Genomic DNA, 23710 nt, shown 5'->3' with positions numbered 1-23710 from the left:
AACCGGACCAGCGCGGCGCACTCCGCGCCGCTCGAACGGAATGGGTGAAACCATGAAGAGAATGACTCGCATCACTGGTGTGCGCCGCGCTGCGGCGGGCGCTTTCACCGCCGTCCTGATGGCGGCCGGGGCGATCGCCCTGGCCCCTGCGGCGCAGGCCGTGGACGAGCGGCCCGGGACTCGGGCGGCGGCTCCCGAACAGCGTTCCACGAAGGCCGAGAACAAGACCAAGGACCAGGTGGGTGTCGCCGCGGCCCGCTCCACCCAGGTCAAACTGATCAACTATTCCGGGACCAATCTGGTCAAGACATGGGATGAACTGCCCCACGGCTGCTGGACGACAGACATGCTGCCGCCCGATACCGTCGCCAATGGCGCGCAGCCCATATGGCAGAGCGAATCCTGTGGTTTCATGACCGGAACCGAGGGGAAGGTGACGTACGCGATCCCCGGGGGCGGAGAGGTCCGCATTCACTGGAAGAACCCCTTCTCGGGATCCAACAGCTACAGTTGCGTCGTTCCGGCGGGCTACCAGTGCGACAAGTACGACGGCAGTGGGAACAACGCCTCGGTGACATTCGACCTCTGGAAGAAGGCATCGGCAGCGAAGAGGGCGCCCGGCGCGACCAAGGCCCGGGGCGCGGCGGCCAATCCGCCCACAGCCAACGCCGCGCGCAGCACCAATGTCACCCTGACCAATGTCTCGGGGCGGCTGCTCACTCGCTCCACCTCGCAGCTGCACTGGGGCATCTGGTCCACCAACATGCTGCCGCCCTCCATCATCCAGTCCGGTGTCTCCGGCAATTGGCAGAGTGAGTCCGACGGCTTCATGACCGGCACGGAGGGCGAGGTGAGTTTCAATGTGTCCGGGGAGACCAACAAGGTCAAGGTGTACTGGAACAACCCCTACTCGGGCAGCAACGGGTACTCCTGCACCGCTCCGTCCGGATTCGATTGCACCCGTCAGGGCGGTAGTGGGAACAACGCCACGGTCGCCTTCACTCTGACGAAGTTCTGACCGTGCCGGTCCGGGTGGCCCCGTCGAGGGGATGAGTGCGGCGCTCCCGCCCCGCCGCCACCGCCCGGACCACTCACGGATGCGATCGGCCGTTCATGAGACCTCCGAGCCCCGCCGGATCGCCGGCGGGGCTCGGTGTGGTGTGCGGCGGGGGCCCGCACGCAACGGGGTGTCACTCGCTCACGGGGCCCGCCTCCCGCGCCAGCACCGCCACGAGCTGGGTCCGCCGGGCGATCCGCAGCTTCCTGTAGGCGTTGGTGAGATGCATCTCCACGGTGCGGCGGGTGAGACACAGCGAGGAGGAGATCCGTGCGTTGGTGTGTCCCGCGGCGGCCAGGTCGGCGACCCGCCGTTCGGCCGCGGTCAGCGCCTGTCCGTCGTTGGTCTTCCGGGCGCCGCCCCGGCGCAGGGCCTCCTCGGTCAGGTCCAGGAGACGGCGGGCCCCCGACTTCTGCGCGGCGAGCCGCAGCGCCACGGCGTGCGCCTCGCGCAGGGTGTCGCGGCCCTTGCGGCCGTTGCCGGCGTCGAGGCGGGCACGACCGAGATCGACGAGGGTCTCCACGAGTTCCACCGGCGCGGGGGCCGAGCCGAGCAGTTCCGCAGCCTCGGTGAGGGATTCCAGGGCCAGTCTGCCGCCGAGAGCGGCTGCGTGAACGCGCAGCGCCCGGCCGATGGTGCGCCCGGTTCCCCAGCTACGGGCGTGGCGGAGTTCCTCCTCGGCGAGCTCGCGCGCCTCCTCCCGGCGTCCGAGCCGCACCAGGGCGAGCGCCGCCCCCGAACGCCATGGTGTGGCGATCGGGCTGACGAAGTCACGGGCGCTCTGGCCGGCTCCACAGGCCAGGTAACCTTCGAGGGCGGACCGCCAGTCGCCGTCCGCCTCATGGAGCCGGGCGCGCGCGTAGCCGAGTTCGTTCCACTCCCAGGAGGTGTCGGCGCCGGACGGCCCGGCGACGGCCACCGCCTCCCATGCCTCGGCGCGCGCCCCGATCTCGGACCGGGCGAGCGCCACCATGGCCGCCAGATGGGGCAGCCGGACGCCCTGACCGGCGGACAGCTCCACCCAGGCGACGTTCTCGTCGATGACGCGGCCGAACTCGCCAGCCCAGAGCGCGGCCTCGGCCCGTACGCTGAGCAGGCACTGGAGGCCCATGTCCGTCAAGTCCGGGGGGACCGGCGAGGAGGGCAGACACCGGGCGGCGAGTGCGCGCGCCTCCTCCAGACGGTCCGCCCACTGCAGAAGCGTGGCCGCGCTGCCAAGCCAGGCGGTCCGCAGGCGCTGGTCCACCGGCGCCCCCAGGCGCCGCTCGACCCTGGCCACCGCCTCGGCTGCCGAGCAGAGTCCGGCCCCGGCCTCGTACTCGGTGATCAGCCCGCACACCAGGGGCTCGACGGTGGGGGGAGCCACCGGGGCGAGCGCGCGCAGCGCGGAGACGGCGTCGCGCCAGGCTTCGGCCTCGTGCGAGGAGACGAGGGCGCCGAGCGCTTGCAGCACATGGACGAGCTCGTCGTCGGCGGCCCGGCCGACCTGGCGCAGGATCCGTAACGCGGCGTCGGGATCCCGCCCTGCGACCAGACCGGCGCTGAGCGCGCTCGCGGCGCTCGCGCGTTCCCGGAGATCGGTGTGGAGCTCCAGTCCGGTGTGCAGCCACCGGATTCCGGCGGTCACGTTGCCGGGAAGCTCCAGCGCGCCGAGGCGCATCGCGAGACCGGCGCGGCGGTCCGGGGCGAGCGGCCCCCTCAGGGCATGGCGCAGGTACCCGGCGGACTCGGCGGGCCGGCCCGCGCGCAGCGCCTCGTCCGCCGCCTCCTCCAGGGAGCGGACCATCCATGCCTCCCCGGGCCGGTCCACATACAGGAGCCGGGCGGCGACGGCGGTGGCGGGCGCGCCCTCCTCGGCCAGTACCTGGGCCACGCGGGTGTGCAGCGCGGCCAGCTCCTCGGGTTCGGCGGCGGCGAGAACGGCCTCCCTCGCGAGAGGGTGGCGCAGCAGGGCGCCGAGGCGGCGGCCCATCGACGGGGGGCCGGGTGCGGGCCGGGTCGGGCAGAGGCCGGTGACCCGGTCGGTGAGGCCCGGGGCTGTCCCTCCCTCGGCCGCCACGGCCAGTGCTAAGCAGGCGTGACGCGAGCGCGGATCGGGGAGACCCCGGATCCAGCCGTTGATCGTCTCCCGGTAGCGGCTGCGCACCGGGGCCAGGGACGAGCGGGGAAACGGTCCGTCGCGGAGATCGGCGACCAAGGCGCGCACCAACGCCGGATTGCCCGCACCCGCCTCGACACAGGTCGTGGTCTCCTGGGCGCTCAGACCCGCCGCCCGCGCGATACGGACGACCGCGGGGGCGCTGAGCGGGCGCAGCTCGGCGGATGTGCCCGTGTCCGCGGGAAACACCGGGAGATCGGTGTAGCCCGCGCAGGTGGTGGTCACCAGGAGGACGGGAAGTTCGGCGATGCGGCGGGCCAGATAGCCGATCCAGTGCCGGGACGGTTCGTCGGCGTGGTGCAGATCATCCACCGCGAGCAGTACCGGGCGCTCGGTGGCGAGGCGGGCCAGCCGGGTCACCAGCCGGTGGTACAGCCACTGCTCGCCGTGTCCGGTGGGCGTGGCGAAGGGGACGCCGCCGATGTCCTCGGTGAAGAGCCGGCGGACGAGTCCGTACGGGAACGCGGCCTCCTCGGGCGCGCCGCGCGCGTGCTCGACACGCATGCCGTCGGCGGTCTGCCGTCGTACGACCTCGTCGAGCAGGGCGGTCCTGCCCATGCCGGGCACCGCCCCGGTGACCCGCATCCAGCGTCCGTTGCCCGCCCGCGCGGCTTCCCCCGCCGCGGCGGCCGTGCCCAGTACCTCGTCCCGCTCCCACAGCACTGATCCCCACTCTCCTCGTTCTCGGCGACAGGATCTCTGTTCGGTTCCGGTTGTGTCGTTCCGGTGTGCAGGAGGTGTTATGGGGCGGATCGGTTGACGGGACGGCCGTCCGGGCGCGGAAATGGCCGTAAGGCGTCGTACGGGATCACTTCGTTCCTCCCTCGCTGTTCGGCGTTGCTGTGGGCGCCGGGGCGCGCGCTCCCCCTTCCTGCCCGTCCCCGCATGCCGCCAGACCGGCGGATGATCTTTCGGCTGGTATGCCACCCCCGCCCGCACGGAGTGTCGGGGTGATCACGAGGCGGGGGAGGGAGCGCGGTGGCGGAGCCGTCGTGGCGGGCGGGCGCGGCGGGCGGCCGGACCGCGGGGACACGGCCTGGGGGCCTAGACCGTGTCCTGAATGGTCGGTTTGAGCAGTCGTTTGTAGCAGCAGAGGGCTGTGGCGAGGCCGAGACAGGCCAGGTGGTTGCGGAGGCGGCGTTCATAGCGGTGGTTGAGCCGGCGGTAGCCGGTCAGCCATGACATGGTCCGTTCGATCACCCACCTGCGGTGCCCGAGCCGTTCTCTGGAGACGACGCCTTTGCGGGCGGTGCGGACGCCGATGTGCTTACCACAGAGCCATTTCCGCAGTTCAGGGATGTCGTAGGCCTTGTCGGCATGCAGACGCTGGGGCTTGAAATCGGCTGCGTGGGATTCGTGTCCCATGGCGAAAGGGGACAGCATCGGCTTCAGGTCGAGGCTGTCGTGTCCTGGGATGAGACATCGGATGAAATCGGCCTCTGGGGGATCCATGATCCTGGAAGTCGTTCTCGTTGCCGTCCGGGCATCTTGCGCCCGGCCTGTCCCCGCGAACCGGGCGTCACGCGACTTCGTCGAAGCTTTTGTCCGGGGAGTGAGATCGTCACACTCCAGGGATGGTTACACGTGGAGAACGGGGAACCCGGCGCCCTGGAATTGTCCTGAAAGCGACGACGCCCGGAACATGAACGAAGCTCCTCGTACGTCATTCGTTGCAAACCAACCCCTGTGGGCGCCGGAGGGGGGAAAGCGGTTCGGCGAGGGACGGAAGTTGCCCATGTGAAATCTGCGCAGAATGAAATTTGGGCGCCTGTAGATTTTTTCTCCTCTTTGTTCTGCGAAGGCGCGGGCGGGGATGATGGAGTTTATGCAGCTCAGATGCCCTGCTTCGCCGTTTCGATGCGGGATTCGAGCGATCGGGCGAGAAGGGGATCGGCGACGGAGCGATCCGATCCGCTTGCCAGACTCGTCTTGGAGGGCAATTCTTGTTCGTGCGAGCAGAGCGTGCCGAGAGCTACGTCGAGAATGTGGCCCTTGCCAGCCGTATTCGCCTGCGGATTTCGGCGTTCCGTTCCCGTCGTCGACCGCGATCTTTCCTCCGAGGGGGCCTTCCTCTTGCCTGCTGCCGAGTTCATCGACCGCGTGGGAACAAACATTCCCGATCACCTCAGTGCCAATGAATTTCTGGCGTTGGCTCGGGAGGGGATGATCGAGAAAGAACACCTGCGGAGTTTCGCGCTGGCTGAGTTTCAGTCACAGGAAGCGGAGTTCACCGCCTACGGCCTGCTGGTCTCTCGCTTCCCGCACGAGGTTCCCGGCGGGTTCTTCTCCTTCGTCACGGGCGAGCTGATGAAGGCGCGCCGGCGCATGGTGACCGGGCTGGCGCCCGCGTTGGACATGTCGGTCGACCGGATGCGCCTGGAGCCCCGGCGGGAGGCCGTAGGGCGGTTCACCGAATTCATCTCGTGGGTCGCCCTGCACGCCGGAGCGGGGGAGGCGGCCCTTCTGGCCCGTACCGACTTCACGCTGTGGTGCAACTCCTGCGCGGCCCTCGCCGACGTCCTCGCCGAGACGGAACAGGCGCCGGAGGCCATGGTGTCGTACGTCGACGCCTACCGGGACAACCCGCCTGAGGTGGCGGACGGCGTCCTGGAGGTCATCGAGTACGGCAGGGAACATCACGAACCCGACGACTGGGTCACCCGCAGCGCGGTGCGGATGGAGCCGGCGCTGCGGAACTGGTGGCGAGCGGTTGCTGCGCTCGACTGAGCACCGCTGTACCACGACCGGACCGGAAGAGGACACCAGGCCGTACAGGGGAGTGACATGGGCCGCGAAGTCGGTCGGGTGACGTTCACGGAGCAGGACTACGCACGGTTCCGGGCCCGCCTGACGGAGTGCCTTTCCTCGCTGGGGGAAGCGGTGACGGACCCCGGTTTCGGGACGGCTCCGCCCACGCTGGGGGCGGAGCTCGAGTTCTCCCTCATCGAGCCGGACGGCCGTCCGGCCCCGGTGAACGCGACTGTCCGCGAAGCCACCCGGGACGACTCGCTCACCTTGGAGGTGGCCCATTTCAATCTCGAGGCGAACCTGACGCCGGTTCCGGCGCGAGGGAGCCCCTTCACCGCCCTGGCCGCACAGGCGACACGGACACTGACGGGGATCACCGCCGCGGCACCGCGGCACCGGGAGGTCGCGGCGGTCCCGATCGGAACCCTGCCCACCCTCACACCGGCCGACCTGACCGCGAGGGCACTGACCGACCTCCCGCGCTACCACGCGCTGGAGCGGGCCTGGAGCCGCCGCCGCTCCGTGCCCTTCGACCTGCCCGTGGGGGCACGGGGTCTGCTCAGGGCGGAGTCCGTGGCGGTCCAGGGCGCGGCCTGCTCCTGGCAGGTGCACCTTACGGTCGCACCGCACCTCTTCCACCGCGCCTTCAACGCGGCCCAGCTCGCCACCGGCCCGGCCCTGGCGGCCGCGGGGAACTCCCCCTTCCCGCTGGGCCGGGCCGGATGGCAGGAGGCCCGCATCCCGGTGTACGAACACGGCTTCGGCGACCGCGGCTCCCCCGGCTCCGGCATCCGGCGCCCCCGGGTGGGGTTCGGTCCCGGATGGATGAGGGGCGGTCCTCTCGTGGCGTTCGAGGTGGCCGTACGCCATTACGACGTCCTGCTGCCGGAGGTGCCTCCCGCCGACGGCCACGACGCGACCGGCGACTGGCCGGCGCTGGAGGAACTCCGCCTGCACCTGAGCACGGTGTGGTGGTGGAACCGGCCGGTGTACGACCCTCTCGGCCACCTGCGGATCGAGTTCCGGGCGCTCCCGTCCGGACCGACGCCGCTGGACATGGCCGCGAACGCCGCCTTCCTGGTCGGCCTCACGGTCTTCCTGACGGCCGGTGGGCGCGACGTGGCGCAGGAACTCCCGTTCGCCCTCGCCAGGACCAATTTCTACCGCGCCGCGCGCGACGGCCTGCACGCCTCCCTGTGGTGGCCCTCGCCCGGAACGGCGCCGCGCGAGTACGAGGCCGGAACCCTGGTCGAGGAGTTGCTGCCACGGGCCCGTGAGGGACTGGCACTCCTCTCGGTGGACGCCGACGAGGCCGAGGCCATGCTGGACCTGCTGCACCACCGGGTCGTGACGGGTCGTACGGGCGCGTGGTGGCAGCAGCGCACGCGCGAAGCGCTGCGGAGGCGTGGGGCGGCGGGCGGGGAGACCGCGGAACGGGAGCCGGGGAGAACCGCACGGCCCGGCCCACCGGACACCCCGCGGTCCGAACGCGAACGGGACTCCGCCGAACTGGCGGAACTGACGGTCCGCTACGCACGGCTGGCCGCGGAAGCCGCGCCGGTGCACACCTGGAAACCACCCGCCCTTCCACTCCGGAGCCACCGATGAGCCCGAGCACGCCCCCGCCCGCCACCGATCTCCAGGTCGACTTCCCCTTCGACTACACCGCGCACGTCGGCGGCGGCCGACGCATGGGACGACTGCCTGAGGAGACCCGCGGGGCGCGCGTCGCCGTCGTCGGATCCGGTGGCAGCGGGCTGGCCGCCGCCTACGAACTGCTGCGGGCCGGCTGTCACCCCGTCCTGTACGAGGCGGAGCGGAGCGCGGACGGGCCGGGCGGCCGACGTCTGGGAGGACGCATGTACAGCCGGCGCCTCCGGGAGGAGGACAGCGCCGTCGTGGAGCTGGGCTGCATGCGCTTCCCCGACTCCGCCTCCCTGCTGCGCCAGTACGCCCGGACGTTCGGCGTCCGCCTGGAGCCGTTCCGCGACAACTACGCCGCCCCCGTCACTCCGCTGACCGTGCTGGACGTGGACGGCGTCCAGTACGCCGTCCGGGAGATCCAGGACCTGTACGACCGGCACGACGGCTTCCGCGAGTCACACACGCGCTGGCAGCGCGCCCTCACCCGGGTCGGCCTCCCCCAGATCCGGCGTGACCTCGCCGCGCGTGACCTCACCGCAGTGCGCCGTCGTTGGAACCAGGTGCTGGACCGGTTCGAACCCTGGTCCTTCTACCGCTTCCTGCGCGAGCCCGGCGGTGCGGGCCTGAGCCACGACCAGGCGCGGCTCCTGGGCACCGCGGGAGTGGGGCCCGCCGTGTGGGACTCCTTCTTCGAGATAAGCGTGATCGAGATCTTCCGGCTGCTGCTGTGCACCGAGGGAAGCGGCACGCTGTACGCGCCCGACGGCATCAGCCGGCTCGCCGAAGGATTCTGGACCTGCCCCGTCACCGACCCCCGCGGACGGACGCGCAGCCTGGAAGCGGTCAACGAAGGGTCGCCGGGGCCCGCCGTACACCTCCTGGAGGTCGAACCGGACGCGGCGCGCGGTGTGGTGGTGCACGACGCCGACGGACATGCCGAGCGGTTCGCGGCCGTGGTGTTCACCCCGCAACTGCGCCTGTTGGAGACCGGTATCGAGGTGCGTTCCACCAGCCCTCGCGCCCCCGTGTTCGGCCCCCGGCTGTGGAGAGCCGTCCGCCGCCTGTCCTACTGGCAGTCCGCCAAGACCGCCCTCGTGGTCGAGCGGCCGTTCTGGGAGGCGACGACCATGGACGGGGTCACCCTCACCGACCGGCTGCCACGGGCCGCCTACACCATGGACTACGGGCCGGCGCGCGGCCCCCGGGGCCGCCGGGGCGTGCTCGACCTCAGCTTCAGCTGGGCCCAGGACGCGGTAAAGGTCGCCCCTTCCTGCCTGGAGGAGAGGGTCGCACTCTTCATCCGCGACCTCGCGGCCATCCACCCCGGCATGGCGGACGAACTGCGTGCTCAGGCCCGGGCGGGAGAGGCGGTGACGGTGTCGTGGGAGAACGAGAAGAACTTCCGCGGCCTGTGCCGCTGGTCCTGCCCGGGCGACTACCCCTACCAGCGGGACCTCTTCGCCCACTTCCTCAAGGACTTCACCGGGGCCCCGGCCGTACCGGGCGAACCACCGAACGCCCTCTACCTGGCCGGTGACGACACCTCTTGGTCGCCGGGCTGGCTCGATCACGCCCTCGCCTCGGGCCTCAACGCGGCCTGGGGGGTCCTGCGCCAGCTCGGCGCCCGCCCCGAGCCCGGCAACCCGGGGCCGGGCGACGTCTGGGGCGATCCCTGTTACACGCCGCCCGCCGCCCCCTGAGCGGCCCCGGCGGCATCACCCGGCCCACGCCGCCCGCGGACCGCCCCCGTATCCGTCCCGCCGTGTCCGCCGCTCCGGAGGTATTCGTGCGCACACCCCCCGACCGAGAGATCCTGCTGCGTCCCGACCGCGTGTGGGACGCAGTCGCGGACGCCCCCGTTGAAGGACTCTCCGTCCTCGTACGGGACGGCCGTGTCGCGGCCGTCGCACACGGTCTCGCCCCGGGCCCGGACACGGACGTTCTCGACATGCCCGGCTGCACGCTGCTGCCCGGATTCATCGACTGCCACGTCCACCTGCTCGACGAAAGCGCGGAGACCCGACCTGTCGCGTACCAGACCCTCACCGCCGTACCCGTCCTGCGCACCCTGCTGCACAACGGTTTCACCACCGTCCGGGACCTGGGCAGCGCCCACCTGCCCCTCAACGTGTCGCTGCGCGACGCGGTCGAGGACGGTCTGCTCGAAGGGCCGCGCATCCTCGCGGCCCCCAACATCCTGTCCCCGCCCGGCGGCCACGGCGACAAGAAGCCCGACCTCGCCCAGCGCTACGGGCACCGGATCGGAACCCTGGCCCAGGGCGTCGAGGGACTGCGCAGCGCGGTACGCGAGCAGTCCCGCGCCGGAGCCGACTGGATCAAGTTCGCCGGCGGCGGCGGATTCTCCTCACCGGTGGACAGCCCCACCAGCACCTCCTACTCACCCGTCGAGATGCACACCATCGTCGCCACCGCCGGCGACCTCGGCCTGCCCTGCGCGGCACACGTCTTCACCGACCGCGCCGTCCTGCGTGCCGTCGCCGCGGGGGTGCGCAGCGTGGAACACGGCTGCTTCGCCACCCCGCCCACCTACCGGGCCATGGAGAAGGCGGGCACGTTCCTGGTGCCCACCCAGTACGTTCAGACCTACTTCCTCGACCGGCTCGACGACGACGCCTTCTGGGACGACTCCACGGCCCTCGTCCGCGAGAACTACCGAGAACACGCTGGGACGCTGCGTGAAGGACTCCTGCGGCCCGCCCGAACAGACGTGAAGACGGCGTTCGGGACCGACGCCGGGATGTTCCCGCACGCCGAGAACTGGCGGGAGTTCCCCACTCTGATGGATCACGGCTACACCGCCCTGCGCGCTCTGCGGGCGGCCACGAGCGTCGCGGCGGACCTCCTTGGCCGACCTGACCTGGGCACCCTCACCCCCGGGGCCGTGGCCGACCTCGTCGCCCTCGAAGGCGATCCGTTCCGGGACATCACCGCCGTGGGCCGCGTACGGCACGTGATCCAGCGGGGGCGCCCGGTCGTCCGGGAGCCGGCCACGATCACGCCGGGCGCGCGTCCCGCCCCGGTCCTTTCCTCCCCCTCCACACCGACAAAGGAGAAGCCCGTGGGACCCGAGCAACTCGTCGAAGCGACGAAACCGGACATCGAACGGTTCGTCAGCGGCAACCGGCTCGTCGAACTGGCGCGGTCCGGTCAGATCCGTCCCGAGCACTTCAGGAGGATCCTGCTGGCCGAGTACCAGTGTCAGGAGGCCGAACTGTCGACCTACGCCCTGCTGGTGGCCCGGCACCGCCACGAGATACCGGCCACCATGTTCTCGTTCGTCCAGCACACCATCGCCACCGCGCGCGGCCTGCTGCGCGAGGCGGCGCCGTCCGTCGGCGTCTCCGGTCCCGACATCCCGCCGGTGCCGGTCGACCAGGGGCTCTTCCGGGTGGTGCGCGACCTGACCTGGATGGGCACCCAGGCCGGACCCGCCGAAGCCGCCCTCTACCTCCACACGGACCTCTCGACCTGGTGCACGCTCTTCTCCCGCATCGTCGACGCCTCCCGGCAGTTGCCGGACGCCCCGCGCCCCGTCCTCACCTACATGGAGTCGTGGGGCGACCGGCCGCCTCCGGAAGTCGCCGAAGGAACCCTGGAGGTCCTCGAGTACGGGTTGGCCCGGGGGGAGGAACCCGCCCGCATCCTCCACACCGCCCGGCAGCTCGGGGCGCTCATCGACCCGTACTGGGACTATGTCGAAGCCGGTTGAAGAGGGGGCACGTCCCCCGGAGAAACCCCACCGGCCCGCGTGCCGCCCCCCGCACGGCGGTGGCCGCCCTCCACCGGCGCGGTCCTCCGCCACGACCCCGAGCGGCGCGGCTTCACGAGCGACAACTGCTCGGGCGCCCACCCGGAGGTCTTCTCCGCACTGCTCCTCGCGAACGGGGGGCACCAGGGGGCTTACGGGCAGGACGGCTACACCGCCCGTCTGAAGGACACCTTTCGCCGTCATTTCGGACCCGCCGCCGAAGTCTTCCCGGTCTTCAACGGCACCGGAGCGAACGTCGTCGCGCTGCAGGCCGTCACGAGCCGGTGGGGCGCGGTCGTCTGCGCCGAGCGGGCCCACGTGAACCAGGAGGAGGGAGGAGGGCCGGAACACGTAGCGGGACTGAAGCTGCTGGGGATCCCCTCCACGGACGGGAAGATCGGCCCCCGGGCGGTGGAAGCCGTGCTGGAGGCGTCGGCGGACGAGCACAGTGCCCGGCCGCAGGTTCTTTCCCTGACCCAGTCCACGGAACTGGGAACCTGCTACACCCCGAAGGAGGTCGGCGATCTCGCCGTGTGCGCCCACGCGCACGGCCTCGCCGTTCACATGGACGGGGCACGCCTCGCGAACGCGGCCGCGTCCCTGGGCGTCCCCCTGTCGGCCTGCACGGCGGCGGCGGGGGTGGACATCCTGTCTTTCGGCGGCACCAAGAACGGTCTCCTCTTCGGCGAGTGCGTGGTGGTCCTCGACCCGTCCCGGGTCTCGGGCACGGCCCGTCTGCGCAAGCGCACCACGCAGCTCGCCTCCAAGATGCGCTTCCTCTCCGTCCAGTTCGAGGCGCTTCTCGGCGGAGACCTGTGGCACCGCAGCGCTGCTCGCGCGAACGCCATGGCGAGACGGCTGGGATCCCTCCTCGCACAGGTGGAGGGGGTGACGGTCGTCCGGCCGGTCGAGGTCAATTCCGTGTTCGTCATTTTTCCCGGCACCGTTCCGGCCGCGCTCTCCGGACGGTACGACCTGCGCCCCCAGGAGAAGAACGGGAACGAAGTGCGCCTGATGTGTTCGTTCGACACCACGGAAGAGGACGTCCGGGCCTTCGCCGCGGCGGTGGCGCGGGCGGTCGACGCGCGTGAGAAGGGTTTCCGCCGGCCGTAGGGCCGGGAACGGGTGCCGGGCGGGGAATCGCCCGGCACCCGGCGCGGGAGGCGTTCGCAGGCCGGCGGGGACCGGGCGTTATCCGGTCGGCTCCCTCCCGTCGCCCTCGTCCGGTGTCGTGGGGGCGGGAAGAAGACCGGCTCCCCTCAGGAACCGGAGGTTGGCGTCGATCAGCCGCGCGTCGACGGGCGGGCAGACGATACCGCTTCCGGAGAGCGCTTCCTCGGTGTTGTCCCGGCCGAAACGCGGGAACGTGCCGGCGAAGTACATCTCCGCGATCGAGGCGGTGGAGCGGCGGACCGGTTCGGTGAACATCGGAACGTACGGGGCCAGGGGGTGCTCGGGATCGCGGGCCGTCAGCTCGGCCACGTGCCGGGTCCAGGTGGCGTAGGACTGCTCCCGGACGCCGTAACCCATGGCACGCAGGCGTTCCACCAGCAGGTGCAGCAGCGCGGGGCGGGGATTGGCGAGGTGGTGGACGCGGCCCTCGCAGGGCTGGTGAGTGAGGATGTGGACGACGGCGGCCGCGGTGTAGTCCACCGGGACGAAGTCCAGGAGCAGGGGAACGTCCGGGGCCGTTCCGGTTTCCGCCAGGGTACGGAAGAGCGCGCACATCATGGTGTCGGTGTTCCACGCGCCGCTGTCCATGGCGCCAGTGATCTCGTGGGGCCGGTGAATGGTGACCGGAAGTCCGCGCCGCCCCGCCAGGGAGACGAGGCGCTCGGCGACCCACTTGGTCTCGGCATAGCCCTGGGAGAGCAGTTCCGGATGGGACGGGGGGGTCTCCTCGTCCACCCGCCGTACGCCGGCGAGTCCGGAACCGGCGATGACGCTCATGCTGGAGACGTAGTGCACGGCCTTGAGCCGTCGTTCCGTCCCCAGGGCCAGGACAGTCCGGGTCCCCCCGACGTTCGCGGCGGACAGGGCCTCGTAAGGGTAGGCGAAGTTGACTCGGGCGCCATTGTGGAGGACGACCTCCACCTCCTGGGCGAGGTCGTCCCAGGTTCCGTCGTCCAGCCCGAAACGCGGCAGGCCCAGATCACCGGGCACCACCGCGACGCGGTCCGCCCAGCGGTCGGGGTCGAGGCCGTAGTGCCGCAGCCGGCCCCGCAGGCGGGCGAGGGCCTCGGCGTCGTCACGCGCGCGCACGAGACAGTGGACGCGCCGGACCCCGGACGCGGCGAGGCGGTCGAGGAGGTGGACTCCGAGGAAGCCGGTCGCTCCCGTCAGCAGCACGGAATGCGGGACCTTCGCCTCGTGACGTTCCGTCGGAACTCCACCGGCGGCGGGCGCGTCGAACCGCAGGGCCGGGTCCGGAACGGCCTCGGCGGCGAAGTCGACCGGGGCGTCATGGGCGGCGTCGCCGGGCTCATGACGCAGCTCGGAGGCTCGCTCCGTGAACGCCGCCAGGGTGGGGTTGTCGAGGAGGGCCCGGACGAGGGTCCGGGTGAAGGCCGACCGGATGCCGAGACGTTCACGGACGACCGCGGCGACCCGGGTCGCCTGGAGCGAGGTACCGCCCAGAGCGAGGAAGTCGTCCCGGCGCCCGACGCCGTCGACGCGGAGGAAGCGGCGCCATACTTCGGCGACCACCTCCTCGTCCTCTCCCCGGGGGCCTTCGGTAATTTCCACCGGTTCCCGGGCCGCGTCGTCCGTGAGTTCCCGCAGCCGGCCCCGGTCGACCTTGCCGCTGCTGTTGAGGGGCAGTTCGGGTACGGGGACGACGCGCGCGGGCCGCATGGGCGGCGGCAACCGCTCGCGCAGGTACTCGTCGAGTTCCCCAGGCAGGCCGTCGTCCTGTTCCGGTGCGGGCACGACGGCGGCGGCCAGGCGCTGTGAGGCGCCCTCTCCCAGGACGCCGACGGCGGACTCGTTGACCTGGGGGTGGTCGGTGAGGGTGGTCTCGATCTCGTCGAGTTCGACCCGGAAGCCGCGGATCTTGACCTGCCTGTCCCGGCGCCCGTGGAACTCGATGACCCCGTCCGTCCGCCATTCGGCCAGGTCACCGGTGCGGTACAGGCGCCGTCCCGGACCGGGAGCGAACCGGTCGGAGACGAAAGCCGCCGCCGTCCTGGCGCGGTCGCCGAGGTACCCGAGCGCCACGCCGTCGCCACCGACCCACAATTCGCCGACCTCCCCAGGCCCGGCCGGGGTGCCGTCGTCCCGTACGACATAGGCGGTGGAGGCGGCCACCGGCCGGCCTATGGGGACGCTGCGGGCTTCCGGTGGGAGTGAGTCGATGACGTGCGTGGTGGAGAACACGGAGTTCTCGGTGGGGCCGTAGCCGTTCAGGAGGAGGGCAGGGGATCCGTGCTCCAGTACGGCCCTCACGGCGGAAGGGTTGAGGACGTCCCCGCCCGCGATCAAGCACCGAAGTCCCGAGAACATCCCGGGACGCTGTTCGGCGTGCAGGTGGAAGAGCCCGGCACTGAGCCACATCACGGTGATCCCGCAGTCGTCGAGCAGTTGTTCGAGGGCGGCCGGGTCGAGGAGGGTCTCGGGGTCGGGCAGGACCAGGGCGGCGCCGTTCAGCAGGGGGGCGAACAGTTCGAAGCAGGAGACGTCGAAGGTCGGGTTGGTGGTGGCGAGGAGGCGGTCGGCCGGCGTCAGCCGGAGGACCTCGGTTCCGCGCACCAGCCGGACGGGGCCCCGATGCGCGCAGACCACGCCTTTGGGCGCGCCGGTGGAGCCGGAGGTGTAGATGATGTAGGCCGCGTCGCCGGCGTACCGGCGCGCCGTCCGGTTTCCGGTCGGACCCGGCCCTTCCCGTGACGTGAGTTCGGTGACGGTCATCCGGTCGAATTCTCCGGCCGGCCCGGTGCGCGGTTCCGTGCCGGCGGTGACGACTGTGCGGACGCCCGCGTCGCGCAGGATCGAGGAGAGACGGTCGGCGGGGTGCGAGGGGTCCAACGGCAGGTAGACCGCGCCGGCCTCGAGAACGGCGAACACGGCCGCGACGGCTTCCGGGGAGCGGGGCAGAAGGAGCGCGACGCGGTCCCCGCCCTCCACTCCCCGTGCCCGCAGGCGTGCCGCGCCGCGCCGCACGCGATCCAGCAGTTCGCCGTAGCTCCAGGCTCCCCGGTCCCACAGCACCGCGGGAGCGCGAGGGCGGAGCCGTGCCTGTTCCGCGAACAGTTCGGGAAGCAGCGCGTCCCGGGGGTAATCGGTGGTGGTGTCGTTCCACCGTCGGACGGAGTCCGGCAGGTGGACAGGGGGCTGGACCATACGGCGCCTCGATGACTGGGGGTGGAGGGGCGGTCGCCGGCGGATGTGTCCGACCTGGGACGGAGCACAACAGAAATGCGTGATCCCCCGGGTGCAGGATTCATGCACGGCGATTCTGTTTGGGCCTACCCGGGCATCGCTGCCCGATTCACTCCGCCGGAACAATTTCCAAACCATTTTGCCTCTCCTGGCGCATGGAGAACATGCGCAACAATGGTTCACTCGCGATCCGTCCGACGGGGTTCCGGAAGGGATTCACCCTCCTTATCGGGACGGCTCTACTGGTGGTGCGGGCGATGGAGCCGATCTCCCTCTCCAAAAGATCCCGAAATCGTTACGGCGGGGCAATGGAATCTTGATGGCCCCCTTGCCCATCCCTGTGGTTCATGTAGTAATGGAAGCGACCCAGTAGGGTCACGTCTGGGGCGTGGCGGAGATCGCCAAATCTTTATCCGGCCCTTATTTCGGCCGTGGCGCGCCCTCTATCCCTATGCGCTCGCGCGAGCCTTGCGGGCACCCCGCAACCGGTCCGGGGAAAATAAGAAACGAGAAAAAGGACAAGGTCACATGCCCGACATCATTCCTTCGGACGCCAGGGAGCTCGCGCGACGCCTCGAGGAGCGGCGCGAGCACGCCCCGGTGGGCAACGCGCTCCTCGACAGGCTCGACGGCGACCGGGCGCCGGAGCTTTTCCGGCGCTTGGTCGGCACCGAGGCCCAGTGCCACCGGGCCGAGATGACCGCCTACGGAACCATGCTGGCACGCTTCCCACGCCGTCCGGCCGCCGATCTGTTCATCCGTCTCTCCCGGCTCGTCTACGACGCCCAGCCGAAACTGCGGAAGTGCGCCGAAGCCCTCGACCTGCCCGACCCCTTCGGGAGGTTCTGGCCGCCGGGCCGTGAGGCGTACGCGTTCAACGGAACGCTCAGCTGGGTGGCGAACCAGGGGAGCCAGGCGTCTTTCGCGCTTTCCTCGTACACGGACATGGTGGTGTATTTCTCTGGCTGCGCCTCCCTTGTGCAGCGGGTGCGCGAGCTGAAGATCGACGCCCCTGCGGAATTCATCGAATACTACGAGGGGGGTGCATCGGACGAGCTGACCGAGCTGGCGCTCGAAGTGGTCCAGGACGGCTTGGACCGGGGCGACGACCCACAGGAAGCGCTGTTTCAGGCCCGGCTTCTGGAGGAGTCGATAGCCGACTTCTGGAAATCGGCCGCAAATATTTCCTGAACAGCCTCCCCCACCCCGGAGCCGAGGAAAAGAGATGCGTGTCGCAATCGCCGGCGCGGGCATGGCAGGACTGGCCGCCGCATGGCTTCTGGAGGAGTCGCACGATGTCCTCCTCCTGGAGGAGCAGAAAGCACCGGGAGGGAATCTCCGCACGTTCTTCCCGCCCGACCCGGTGCACATGCCCGAAGCAGTGGAATTGGGGGTGCGGGCGGTCCCCTCGAGCTCTGACTCCCTGGTCGGGCGGCTCTCCGGAGCGCTCGGCCTGGACCGCGGGCAGTGGCTGCCCCTTCCTTCCGGACACCTCCTCCTGAGCGACCGCGGGGAAGCGGACGGCTCCCGCCGTACCACTTCCCCGCTCGCCCCGGTGCGCCGCGAGGAGGCGGTGCGGGCGACGGCCCTCCTGGCGGAGCAGGCGCACCACTGGAAGAGCGAACGACTCGACTGGGAGGTACCGCTGCGCGAGATGGTCGAGGACTTCGACCTGCCCGAGCAGCTGAAGGAGGTGGCGGTGTACTCCCTGCCGGCCGCGACCTTCGGCTGCACCCTGGAGGAGGCCGGCCTCCTGTCGGCCCGTGCCGTGGGAGAACTGTGGGCCGAGGACCCCGCCACGCCGGCCCCGGTGAGCTGCCGACTGCGCGGCGGCATGCAGTCGCTCGCCCGGCACCTGGTCTCGCGGTCGCCCCATGCCGAACTGGCGATCGGCACTGCCCTGCGGACGGTCCACCGGCGCGGAGGGAAACCGGAGCTGACCGACACGAACGGGCACCGGTACCGGGTGGACGCCCTTGTCCTCGCCGTGCCTGCCGACGAGGCCGCCCGAATCCTGTCACCGCCCTTCGGCCCCCTGCGGGCGCGACTGGCGTCCTACGCCTACCGGCCCCTCCTCTACCAGGTACACCAGGACCCCTGCCACATGCCCGTGGACCGCGGCACCTGGGCCCCCTCGACCGTCACCGTCCACGGCCCCTGGGCGGAGACCACGGACTGGCACCCCACGAAGAACGGCGACCTGTTCGTCAGCCAGGTGACCCACAGGAAACCCCGCCCTCACACACCCCTGGCCTCGGCAGGCTTCCGGACGGTGCAACCGACCCCCGGCATGCTGAAAGCACAGAGGGAACTTCTGCGCTTCCAGGGGGATGACGGCGTCTTCCTCGCCGGTCACGTCACCACACCCGTCAACACCCTCGAGAACGCCCTCGGCAGCGCCGTCGCGGTCACCCGCCAGTTGGCCCCCCGGAGCCGGCGCCTCGCCCAGCTCCTCGACGACACGTGAAAGGCCTCCCATGTCCCGCCCCGTCTTCCACGACCAGCACTCCCACATAGGCGATCTGGTCATCCCCTGCATCGACGTCTCCCGTGGCCGCGCCACGGAACCGAGCGGCATTCCCCACCTGACCGATCCCAGCGACGTCCTGGCCATCGCCGAGACATACGCCTCCGGCAGCGCGCAGAAGCTCTTCCTCGACGTGTTCGACCCCTGGGACGCCGTCGACTACCTCCCCGGTCTGCTGCGCGACCTCAGCACCACCGGGATGAGTCTGCTCGTGTCCGTGGGCCACGGGGACATTCCGTCCACGGTGCACGCCGGCGGACTCCTGGAGGCCGGGGCCGACGTCATATCCGTCAGCACCGCCCTGATCGAGAAGCCGGACACCGTGACGCAGGTCGCCGAAGCGTACGGCGCCCACCGCCTCATGGGCGTAGTCAACTGCCGGTCCGCCGGGCCCGGACAGTGGCGGGTGTACGTCCACGACGGCGAGCAGAGCACCGGACGCGATGCCGCGGACGTCGCCCGACAGCTCGCCGAACTCGACGTGGCCGCCATCCTCGCCAACAACATCGACCGGGAGGGCACAGGAGCCGGCTTCGACCTGGAGCTCGTCGGGGCCGTCGCCACCGCCTCGGGCCTCCCCGTCATAGCGTCGGGCGGCTGCGGCAGTCTCGACCACCTCCAGGAGGCCCTCGGCGCGGGGGACTCCACCTACGTCCTGGTCAACGCCATGGTCCACCGGGGCGCCCACAGCATCCGGGAGATCCGCGACCACCTCCTCGCCCACTCCTCCTTCCGCAACGGTCTCGGCTAGGAGCCCGGCCGTGCGACAGATCGTCTTTGCCCGGTACGGCGATCCCGCCGACGTGCTGGTCCTCGCCCACCGCCCGGTCCCGGAACCCGGCCCCCGCCAGGTGCGCGTGCGCATGCGCGCCCGGCCCGTCAACCCTTCGGATCTCCTCCTGGTGCAGGGCCGTTACGGGAGGCCCGCCTCCTTCGCGCCGGGACTCCACCCCGACGGCGTCCATGCGGCGGCCCCCGTCGGGTTCGAGGGGGTCGGCGTGATCGACCGGGCCGGACCGGACGCCTGTCACCCGGTGGGCACGCGCGTGGCCGTCTCGGCCCCGGGTACCTGGGCCGAGTACGTCGTCGCGGACCACCGGGACGTCCACCCCGTGCCCCCGGACCTGAGCGACGGCGCGGCCTGCCGGCTGACCGTCAACCCCGTCACCGCCAACCTCCTGCTCGAAAGCCTCGACGTGGAGCCGGAGGACCTCGTCCTGTTCACCGCAGCCGCCTCCTCGGTCGCACGGATGATGATCCGTCTCGCCCATCTGAGAGGCGTGTGCTGCGTGGCCCTGGTGCGCGACCGGCGCCATCGGCGGCTCCTCATGGAGACCGGCGCTTTCGCCGTCCTGCGCGAGGACGAACCCGCCCTGGAACGGCAGCTCTCGGAGATCGCCGCCACCCGGGGCATCCGCGCCGTGGTGGACGCCGTCGGCGGCCCGGTCGCCGACCTGTCGCTCCGGGTCCTGCGTCCGCACGGCCGGTTCGTCAGTTACGGCCTCCTGTCCGGTCTGCCCGTCACCGTCCGCCCGGAGGACCTCCTGTTCCGCGGAATCACCATGACGGGCTTCTGGCTTCCCGAGCGCCTGTCACGGCTCACCCCCGGAGAGGTCGGCGACGTGATGGCGCGGGCCGCCGCCCAACTGGCCGACGGTACGATCGAGGTCCCCGAGGCCCAGACGTTCGACCTCTCGGACGTCCGGGCCGCCGTACGCCACAGTCGGGAGGCGGGACACCTCTCCAAGGCGGTCCTGGTCGGCTGAGGCTCCGGCGGACCGGAGACCCGGCCGTGTCACGGGTCGTCCCCGCGCCCGCGGGGGCAGCTCTTACGAGTCGGTGCGTGATGGCGGGTGAGGCCTCGTGCCAGGCAGGTGGCATGGTCCTGGCGTGGCGCTCATGGTCAGTCGGACGATGCTGGCGCATCGGCTGTTCACGGGGATCTCTCGACAGTATCTCGCCTGTCCGGTCGAGAAGTCGGCGGCGCCGTTGCCTGCCGGGGCCGAGGGCCGACGCCATGCTGCACGAGGAGGAGTCCGGAAGCGGGCCGTTGGTGCCGGAGCCCGCCACCAGCTGGTGTTCGTCGACCGGCTGGTGGCCCCGGTGACCCATCTGCGGGGCCTACTTCCAGGACGGCGGCTGTCGCGCCGGCTCCCTGCGGAAGGGGGCCCCGCACAATCGCGGTATGACCCACATCGTCGACGCGGCCTGGCACAAGGTCCTGACCACTTAGAGGTCATCTCATTTGGCGAGTCTGCGGTAGCAGATCAGGGTGCAGGCGATGCCGGTGAAGGCGAGGAAGTGGTCGGCTTTGCGTTCGTAGCGTCGGTGGAGGCGGCGGCAGCCGGTGAGCCAGGCCCTGGTGCGTTCGACGGTCCAGCGGTGCCGACCCAGCCGTTGCGAGGACTCGACTCCCTTGCGGGCGATGCGGTGGGTGATACCGCGTTCGCGTAACCATTGCCGCAGGTGGGCGTAGTCGCATCCCTTGTCGGCGTGGAGCTTTCCGGGCTTGCGCCGTCGTCGGCCGCGGCGCGAGCGGATCGGCGGGATGCCCTTCACGAGCGGGATCAGGGCCTGACTGTCGTGCAGGTTCGCGGCCGAGATCCCGACGGAGATGGGCAGACCCGACCGTTCCGTGATCAGGTGGATCTTCGAGCCGTACTTGCCCCGGTCGACAGGATCCGGACCTGTCAGGTCCCCCTTTTCAGGGCCCGCATGTTCACCGAGTCGATCGCGCACCGCGACCAGTCCAGCTCGCCTCGGGCGCCGAGTTCGTCGAGGACCAGGCGGTGGAGCTTGGCCCACACCCTGGCCTTCGACCACTCCGAGAACCGCCGGTGAGCAGTCGCTCCGGACGGGCCGAACGACGCCGAAGGCAGCTGCCGCCAGGTACAACCCGACGTAGCCACGAAGACGATCGCGGCCAGCACTTCCCGGTCACCGTGCCGACGCCGACCACCGCCCTGCGGCCGCGACGGCACCTCCGGCACCACCCGCTGGAACAACTCCCACAATTCGTCCGGCACCAGCCGTTCAACGATCCCCACCATGACTTACAGAATACCGAGTCACCCAAATGAGATGGACTCTTACGGCGAACCGTTCCGGCCGGAAGCGTCACCGCTTCTGGAACCGTTCGCGAAGCTCGTGCGGGTAGCGCATGCCGAACCGCTGCTTCGCCAGCTCTCCCCGTGGACCGGTATGTGGGAGCTGCACTTCAGCAGGTGCGCGGAGAGGGATTACACCTGGGCCATCCCGTACATCGGCACGCTGCGAGACAGCCGGTACGACGTCGAAGGACCGCATCGGAGCAGCCCTCGGATCGCCGAGACGGACAGCGCGCAGGCCGCAGTAGCGATGGTCATCGATCGCCTGCCGCCACGTTGCGGCCCGGCCTTCATCGGCAGTGCGTGGGAACTGGCCGCTCACGAGAAGGCACGAGACAGCAAGTAGGGCGGCCTCACCGGCTCGGCGGAAGCAGAAATCGGGGTTCTCAACGGCTTTGAAGACAGGCCCTGGTGGTCCCGGGTGACTCACGATCTTCGGATGCCGTCCGCGTACGGGTCAACGCCAGCCGTCCTCGCGGACCCGGGTGGCCAGGTCGATCTTGGTGTAGGTGGGCCGGCCCGCCTCCTGGTACTTGGCCTTCACGCGGTCCAGGTAGTACTTCGCCGTGTTCACCGTGACCCCGGCCCTGCGGGCGGTCGCCTTCAGCGTGAGCCCGGAGGCATACCCCACCAGCACCTCGCGTTCCTGGGGAGAGAGCCGGGGGCGGGCCGGGCCCCGGTCGTAGGCCAGGGCGAAGGCCAGCTCCGGGGAGTGGGCGGTGCGTCCGGCCGCGATCTCGCCGACGGCTTCGACGAGTACGGACAGCTCGTGGTCCTTCGTGAGGAAGCCGTCGGCGCCGTCCGTGATGGCCGAGACGATCCGGTCGCGGTCGGCCACCACGCTGATCATCAGCACCCGGCTGCCGGCTGCCCGCAGGCGGCGGATGTTGTCGGCGGGCAGCCGGTCGTCCCGGAGCATGAGGTCCAGCAGAACGACGTCCGGCTGCTCCCGGGGACCTGCGAGCAGCTCGTCGACGGTGGAGGCGCATGCGACGAGGTCCAGCTCCTCGACCCCCGCGAACCACGACCGGATGCCGTCGCGCAGCATTCGGTCGTCGTCCACCACGGCGACGGTGATCACCCCGGCCATCTCAGCTCCACACGCACGCCTTCGCCCACGGCGCTGTCCACGAAGGCCCGGCCGCCCACGCCGCGCATCCGGGCGTACACGGAACGGTCGAGTCCGATCCCTCCGGTGGCCGGCCGGGCGGGGCCGGCCAGCCCCTCAGCTCGGCCCGATGCCTCTGACCCGACGGCTACGCCCGTCCCTCCCGGCCCGCCGGCGCCTTCCGGTCCGGCGGCTCCGGTGTCGAAACCCCGGCCCCGGTCGACCACGGTGACGATCAGCCGGCCGGAGTCGCCGGCGGCGGTCAGGAAGGCGTGCCCCGTACCGGCGTGGCACCGGACGTTGTTGAGCGCCTCGGTCACGGCCCGTGCCATGGCCAGCGCTATCTCGCCGGGCACGGCGGGCGGTTCGTGGTAGCGGACGGTCACCCGCAGCCCCAGGGCTTCGGCGGCGCGTACGGACTCGTCCAGCGCGGCCCGCACCTCGGAGGCCTGCTCACGGTCGTCAGCCTGCTCGACCAGCCGCCTGAGGTAGGCGGCCTCCCGTGCGCACCGCTCGCGCATCATCGACGTGTTGGCGTCGACGTCGCCGCGGGCGATGGCCGTCAGCGTGGCGAGGACGGTGTCGTGCAGGGCGTTGTGATGGGCGACGCGCTCCGCGAACCTGGCCCGCTGGGTCTCCGCGGTCAGCGCCCGCCGGTTGGCGGAGTCGATCTGCTCGCCCTGTCGGCAGAGGTACCAGGTGAGCACCCAGGAGACGATGGCGGAGAAGACCAGGGCGTTCAGATGGGCGCCGGTCACGGCTGCGTCCGCCTCGACCAGGAGATACCCGGCGAGGTGCGTGGCCGACAGGAGCGCCACGGTGAGGACGAGGAGGCGTACTCCGAAGGCGACGGCGGCCATGGCCGAAGCCGATCCACCCAGGAGCATGACCCAGGCGATCGACTCCTGGGTGCGGGCCCCGCCCCACGCGTACGCGCCGAAGGGCAGCAGGCAGCCGGTCACCAGGACGTCTAGTCCCACGGCCCAGGGAACGAGCCGCCGGCGCCGGACCGCCATGAGCCAGATGAGAGCGGTGAGGGTGATCGCCGTGCCCAGGGCCAGCCATGCGAACAGTCGGTCGCGCTGATGCTGGGCGAGTACGGAGCTCCCCGCGACCAGGTGGCTGCCGCGATACAGCGCGGTGGCGATGACCATCGTCTTCCGGGCCCGGTGCAGCCCGGTTTCGGTTCTGTCGATCCGACGGCCCCCCTTGATC

General features: G+C 70.9%; 16 protein-coding genes and 2 pseudogenes. 12 read left to right on the top strand and 6 right to left on the bottom strand.

What is annotated here, in order from left to right:
• The first annotated feature begins 61 nt into the window (after nt 1-61).
• Nucleotides 62-1018, top strand: coding sequence for an aegerolysin family protein (locus tag AMK24_RS32735; protein ID WP_158072169.1), 957 nt, complete (start codon nt 62-64; stop codon nt 1016-1018).
• Between the two features lie 172 nt (nt 1019-1190).
• On the opposite strand, the gene AMK24_RS23505 is transcribed toward AMK24_RS32735, so the two are convergent.
• A complete protein-coding gene (locus AMK24_RS23505; RefSeq protein ID WP_073770838.1) occupies nt 1191-3878 on the bottom strand; it encodes a LuxR C-terminal-related transcriptional regulator in 2688 nt (895 codons plus the stop codon).
• 381 nt (nt 3879-4259) lie between these two features.
• Nucleotides 4260-4622: pseudogene (locus AMK24_RS23500) on the bottom strand (transposase); the annotation flags it as partial.
• 585 nt (nt 4623-5207) lie between these two features.
• Between AMK24_RS23500 and AMK24_RS23495 the strand changes: the two are divergent.
• The 5 genes from AMK24_RS23495 to AMK24_RS23475 all read left to right on the top strand — a co-directional run bounded on the left by AMK24_RS23495 (nt 5208) and on the right by AMK24_RS23475 (nt 12489).
• The gene (locus AMK24_RS23495) at nt 5208-5942 is read left to right on the top strand and encodes a hypothetical protein (protein WP_143203727.1); all 735 of its coding nucleotides are present in this window, start codon (nt 5208-5210) and stop codon (nt 5940-5942) included.
• Between the two features lie 57 nt (nt 5943-5999).
• Nucleotides 6000-7571 (top strand): hypothetical protein, encoded by a 1572-nt coding sequence (locus AMK24_RS23490; protein ID WP_073770835.1) that lies wholly within the window; start codon nt 6000-6002, stop codon nt 7569-7571.
• Complete coding sequence (locus tag AMK24_RS23485) at nt 7568-9307, top strand: flavin monoamine oxidase family protein (protein ID WP_073770834.1); 1740 nt, start codon at nt 7568-7570, stop codon at nt 9305-9307. Before AMK24_RS23490 ends, AMK24_RS23485 begins: the two co-directional genes overlap by 4 nt.
• Nucleotides 9308-9393: 86 nt before the next feature.
• Nucleotides 9394-11337 carry a metal-dependent hydrolase family protein gene (locus tag AMK24_RS34865; protein WP_073770833.1) on the top strand — a complete coding sequence of 648 codons (1944 nt, stop codon included), beginning with the start codon at nt 9394-9396 and terminating at the stop codon, nt 11335-11337.
• A 39-nt stretch (nt 11338-11376) separates the two neighbouring features.
• Nucleotides 11377-12489, top strand: a complete 1113-nt coding sequence (locus AMK24_RS23475) for a threonine aldolase family protein (protein WP_073770832.1) — start codon at nt 11377-11379, stop codon at nt 12487-12489.
• A 78-nt stretch (nt 12490-12567) separates the two neighbouring features.
• Here AMK24_RS23475 and AMK24_RS23470 read toward each other — a convergent pair whose 3' ends face one another.
• The gene (locus AMK24_RS23470) at nt 12568-15714 is read right to left on the bottom strand and encodes an amino acid adenylation domain-containing protein (protein ID WP_158072168.1); all 3147 of its coding nucleotides are present in this window, start codon (nt 15712-15714) and stop codon (nt 12568-12570) included.
• Nucleotides 15715-16281: 567 nt separating this feature from the next.
• On the opposite strand from AMK24_RS23470, the gene AMK24_RS23465 reads away from it, so the two are divergent.
• The 5 genes and pseudogenes from AMK24_RS23465 to AMK24_RS34860 all read left to right on the top strand — a co-directional run.
• The gene (locus AMK24_RS23465; RefSeq protein WP_073770831.1) at nt 16282-16944 is read left to right on the top strand and encodes a hypothetical protein; all 663 of its coding nucleotides are present in this window, start codon (nt 16282-16284) and stop codon (nt 16942-16944) included.
• A gap of 34 nt (nt 16945-16978) precedes the next feature.
• Nucleotides 16979-18220, top strand: a complete 1242-nt coding sequence (locus AMK24_RS23460; protein ID WP_073770830.1) for an FAD-dependent oxidoreductase — start codon at nt 16979-16981, stop codon at nt 18218-18220.
• Between the two features lie 10 nt (nt 18221-18230).
• A complete protein-coding gene (locus AMK24_RS23455) occupies nt 18231-19031 on the top strand; it encodes a HisA/HisF-related TIM barrel protein (RefSeq protein WP_073770829.1) in 801 nt (266 codons plus the stop codon).
• A 10-nt stretch (nt 19032-19041) separates the two neighbouring features.
• Nucleotides 19042-20046: a zinc-dependent alcohol dehydrogenase family protein gene (locus tag AMK24_RS23450; RefSeq protein ID WP_073770828.1), complete on the top strand. Its 1005-nt coding sequence runs from the start codon at nt 19042-19044 to the stop codon at nt 20044-20046.
• A gap of 133 nt (nt 20047-20179) precedes the next feature.
• A pseudogene (locus AMK24_RS34860) lies at nt 20180-20410 on the top strand (transposase family protein); the annotation flags it as partial.
• A 111-nt stretch (nt 20411-20521) separates the two neighbouring features.
• Here the strand turns inward: AMK24_RS34860 and AMK24_RS33300 are convergent.
• Nucleotides 20522-21330 (bottom strand): IS5 family transposase gene (locus AMK24_RS33300; protein ID WP_385515545.1). Its coding sequence is split into 2 segments (ribosomal slippage): nt 20522-20982 and nt 20982-21330, totalling 810 coding nucleotides; the frame shifts between segments, so codons are not numbered across the junction.
• Between the two features lie 31 nt (nt 21331-21361).
• Between AMK24_RS33300 and AMK24_RS23430 the strand changes: the two genes are divergently transcribed.
• A complete protein-coding gene (locus tag AMK24_RS23430; protein WP_242435228.1) occupies nt 21362-21733 on the top strand; it encodes a DUF6193 family natural product biosynthesis protein in 372 nt (123 codons plus the stop codon).
• A 111-nt stretch (nt 21734-21844) separates the two neighbouring features.
• Here AMK24_RS23430 and AMK24_RS23425 read toward each other — a convergent pair whose 3' ends face one another.
• On the bottom strand, nt 21845-22477 hold the full coding sequence (locus AMK24_RS23425; protein ID WP_073770826.1) for a response regulator: 633 nt from the start codon (nt 22475-22477) through the stop codon (nt 21845-21847).
• Nucleotides 22465-23649 carry a sensor histidine kinase gene (locus tag AMK24_RS23420; protein WP_143203726.1) on the bottom strand — a complete coding sequence of 395 codons (1185 nt, stop codon included), beginning with the start codon at nt 23647-23649 and terminating at the stop codon, nt 22465-22467. Before AMK24_RS23420 ends, AMK24_RS23425 begins: the two co-directional genes overlap by 13 nt.
• Between the last annotated feature and the right edge of the window lie 61 nt (nt 23650-23710).

Source organism: Streptomyces sp. CB02366 (assembly GCF_001905905.1).
GTDB lineage: Bacteria > Actinomycetota > Actinomycetes > Streptomycetales > Streptomycetaceae > Streptomyces.
The sequence above is the reverse complement of the archived record's forward strand: the minus strand, read 5'-3'. Positions and strand labels throughout refer to the sequence as shown.

Bases quoted from the DNA above. Each gene is read 5' to 3' on its own strand.
- AMK24_RS23430 (WP_242435228.1), top strand. From the start codon at position 21,362: ATGGACTCTTACGGCGAACCGTTCCGGCCGGAAGCGTCACCGCTTCTG.
- AMK24_RS23465 (WP_073770831.1), top strand. From the start codon at position 16,282: ATGCCCGACATCATTCCTTCGGACGCCAGGGAGCTCGCGCGACGCCTC.
- AMK24_RS32735 (WP_158072169.1), top strand. From the start codon at position 62: ATGACTCGCATCACTGGTGTGCGCCGCGCTGCGGCGGGCGCTTTCACC.
- AMK24_RS23485 (WP_073770834.1), top strand. From the start codon at position 7,568: ATGAGCCCGAGCACGCCCCCGCCCGCCACCGATCTCCAGGTCGACTTC.
- AMK24_RS23470 (WP_158072168.1), bottom strand. From the start codon at position 15,714: ATGGTCCAGCCCCCTGTCCACCTGCCGGACTCCGTCCGACGGTGGAAC.
- AMK24_RS23425 (WP_073770826.1), bottom strand. From the start codon at position 22,477: ATGGCCGGGGTGATCACCGTCGCCGTGGTGGACGACGACCGAATGCTG.
- AMK24_RS23455 (WP_073770829.1), top strand. From the start codon at position 18,231: ATGTCCCGCCCCGTCTTCCACGACCAGCACTCCCACATAGGCGATCTG.
- AMK24_RS23420 (WP_143203726.1), bottom strand. From the start codon at position 23,649: ATGGTCATCGCCACCGCGCTGTATCGCGGCAGCCACCTGGTCGCGGGG.
- AMK24_RS23460 (WP_073770830.1), top strand. From the start codon at position 16,979: ATGCGTGTCGCAATCGCCGGCGCGGGCATGGCAGGACTGGCCGCCGCA.
- AMK24_RS23490 (WP_073770835.1), top strand. From the start codon at position 6,000: ATGGGCCGCGAAGTCGGTCGGGTGACGTTCACGGAGCAGGACTACGCA.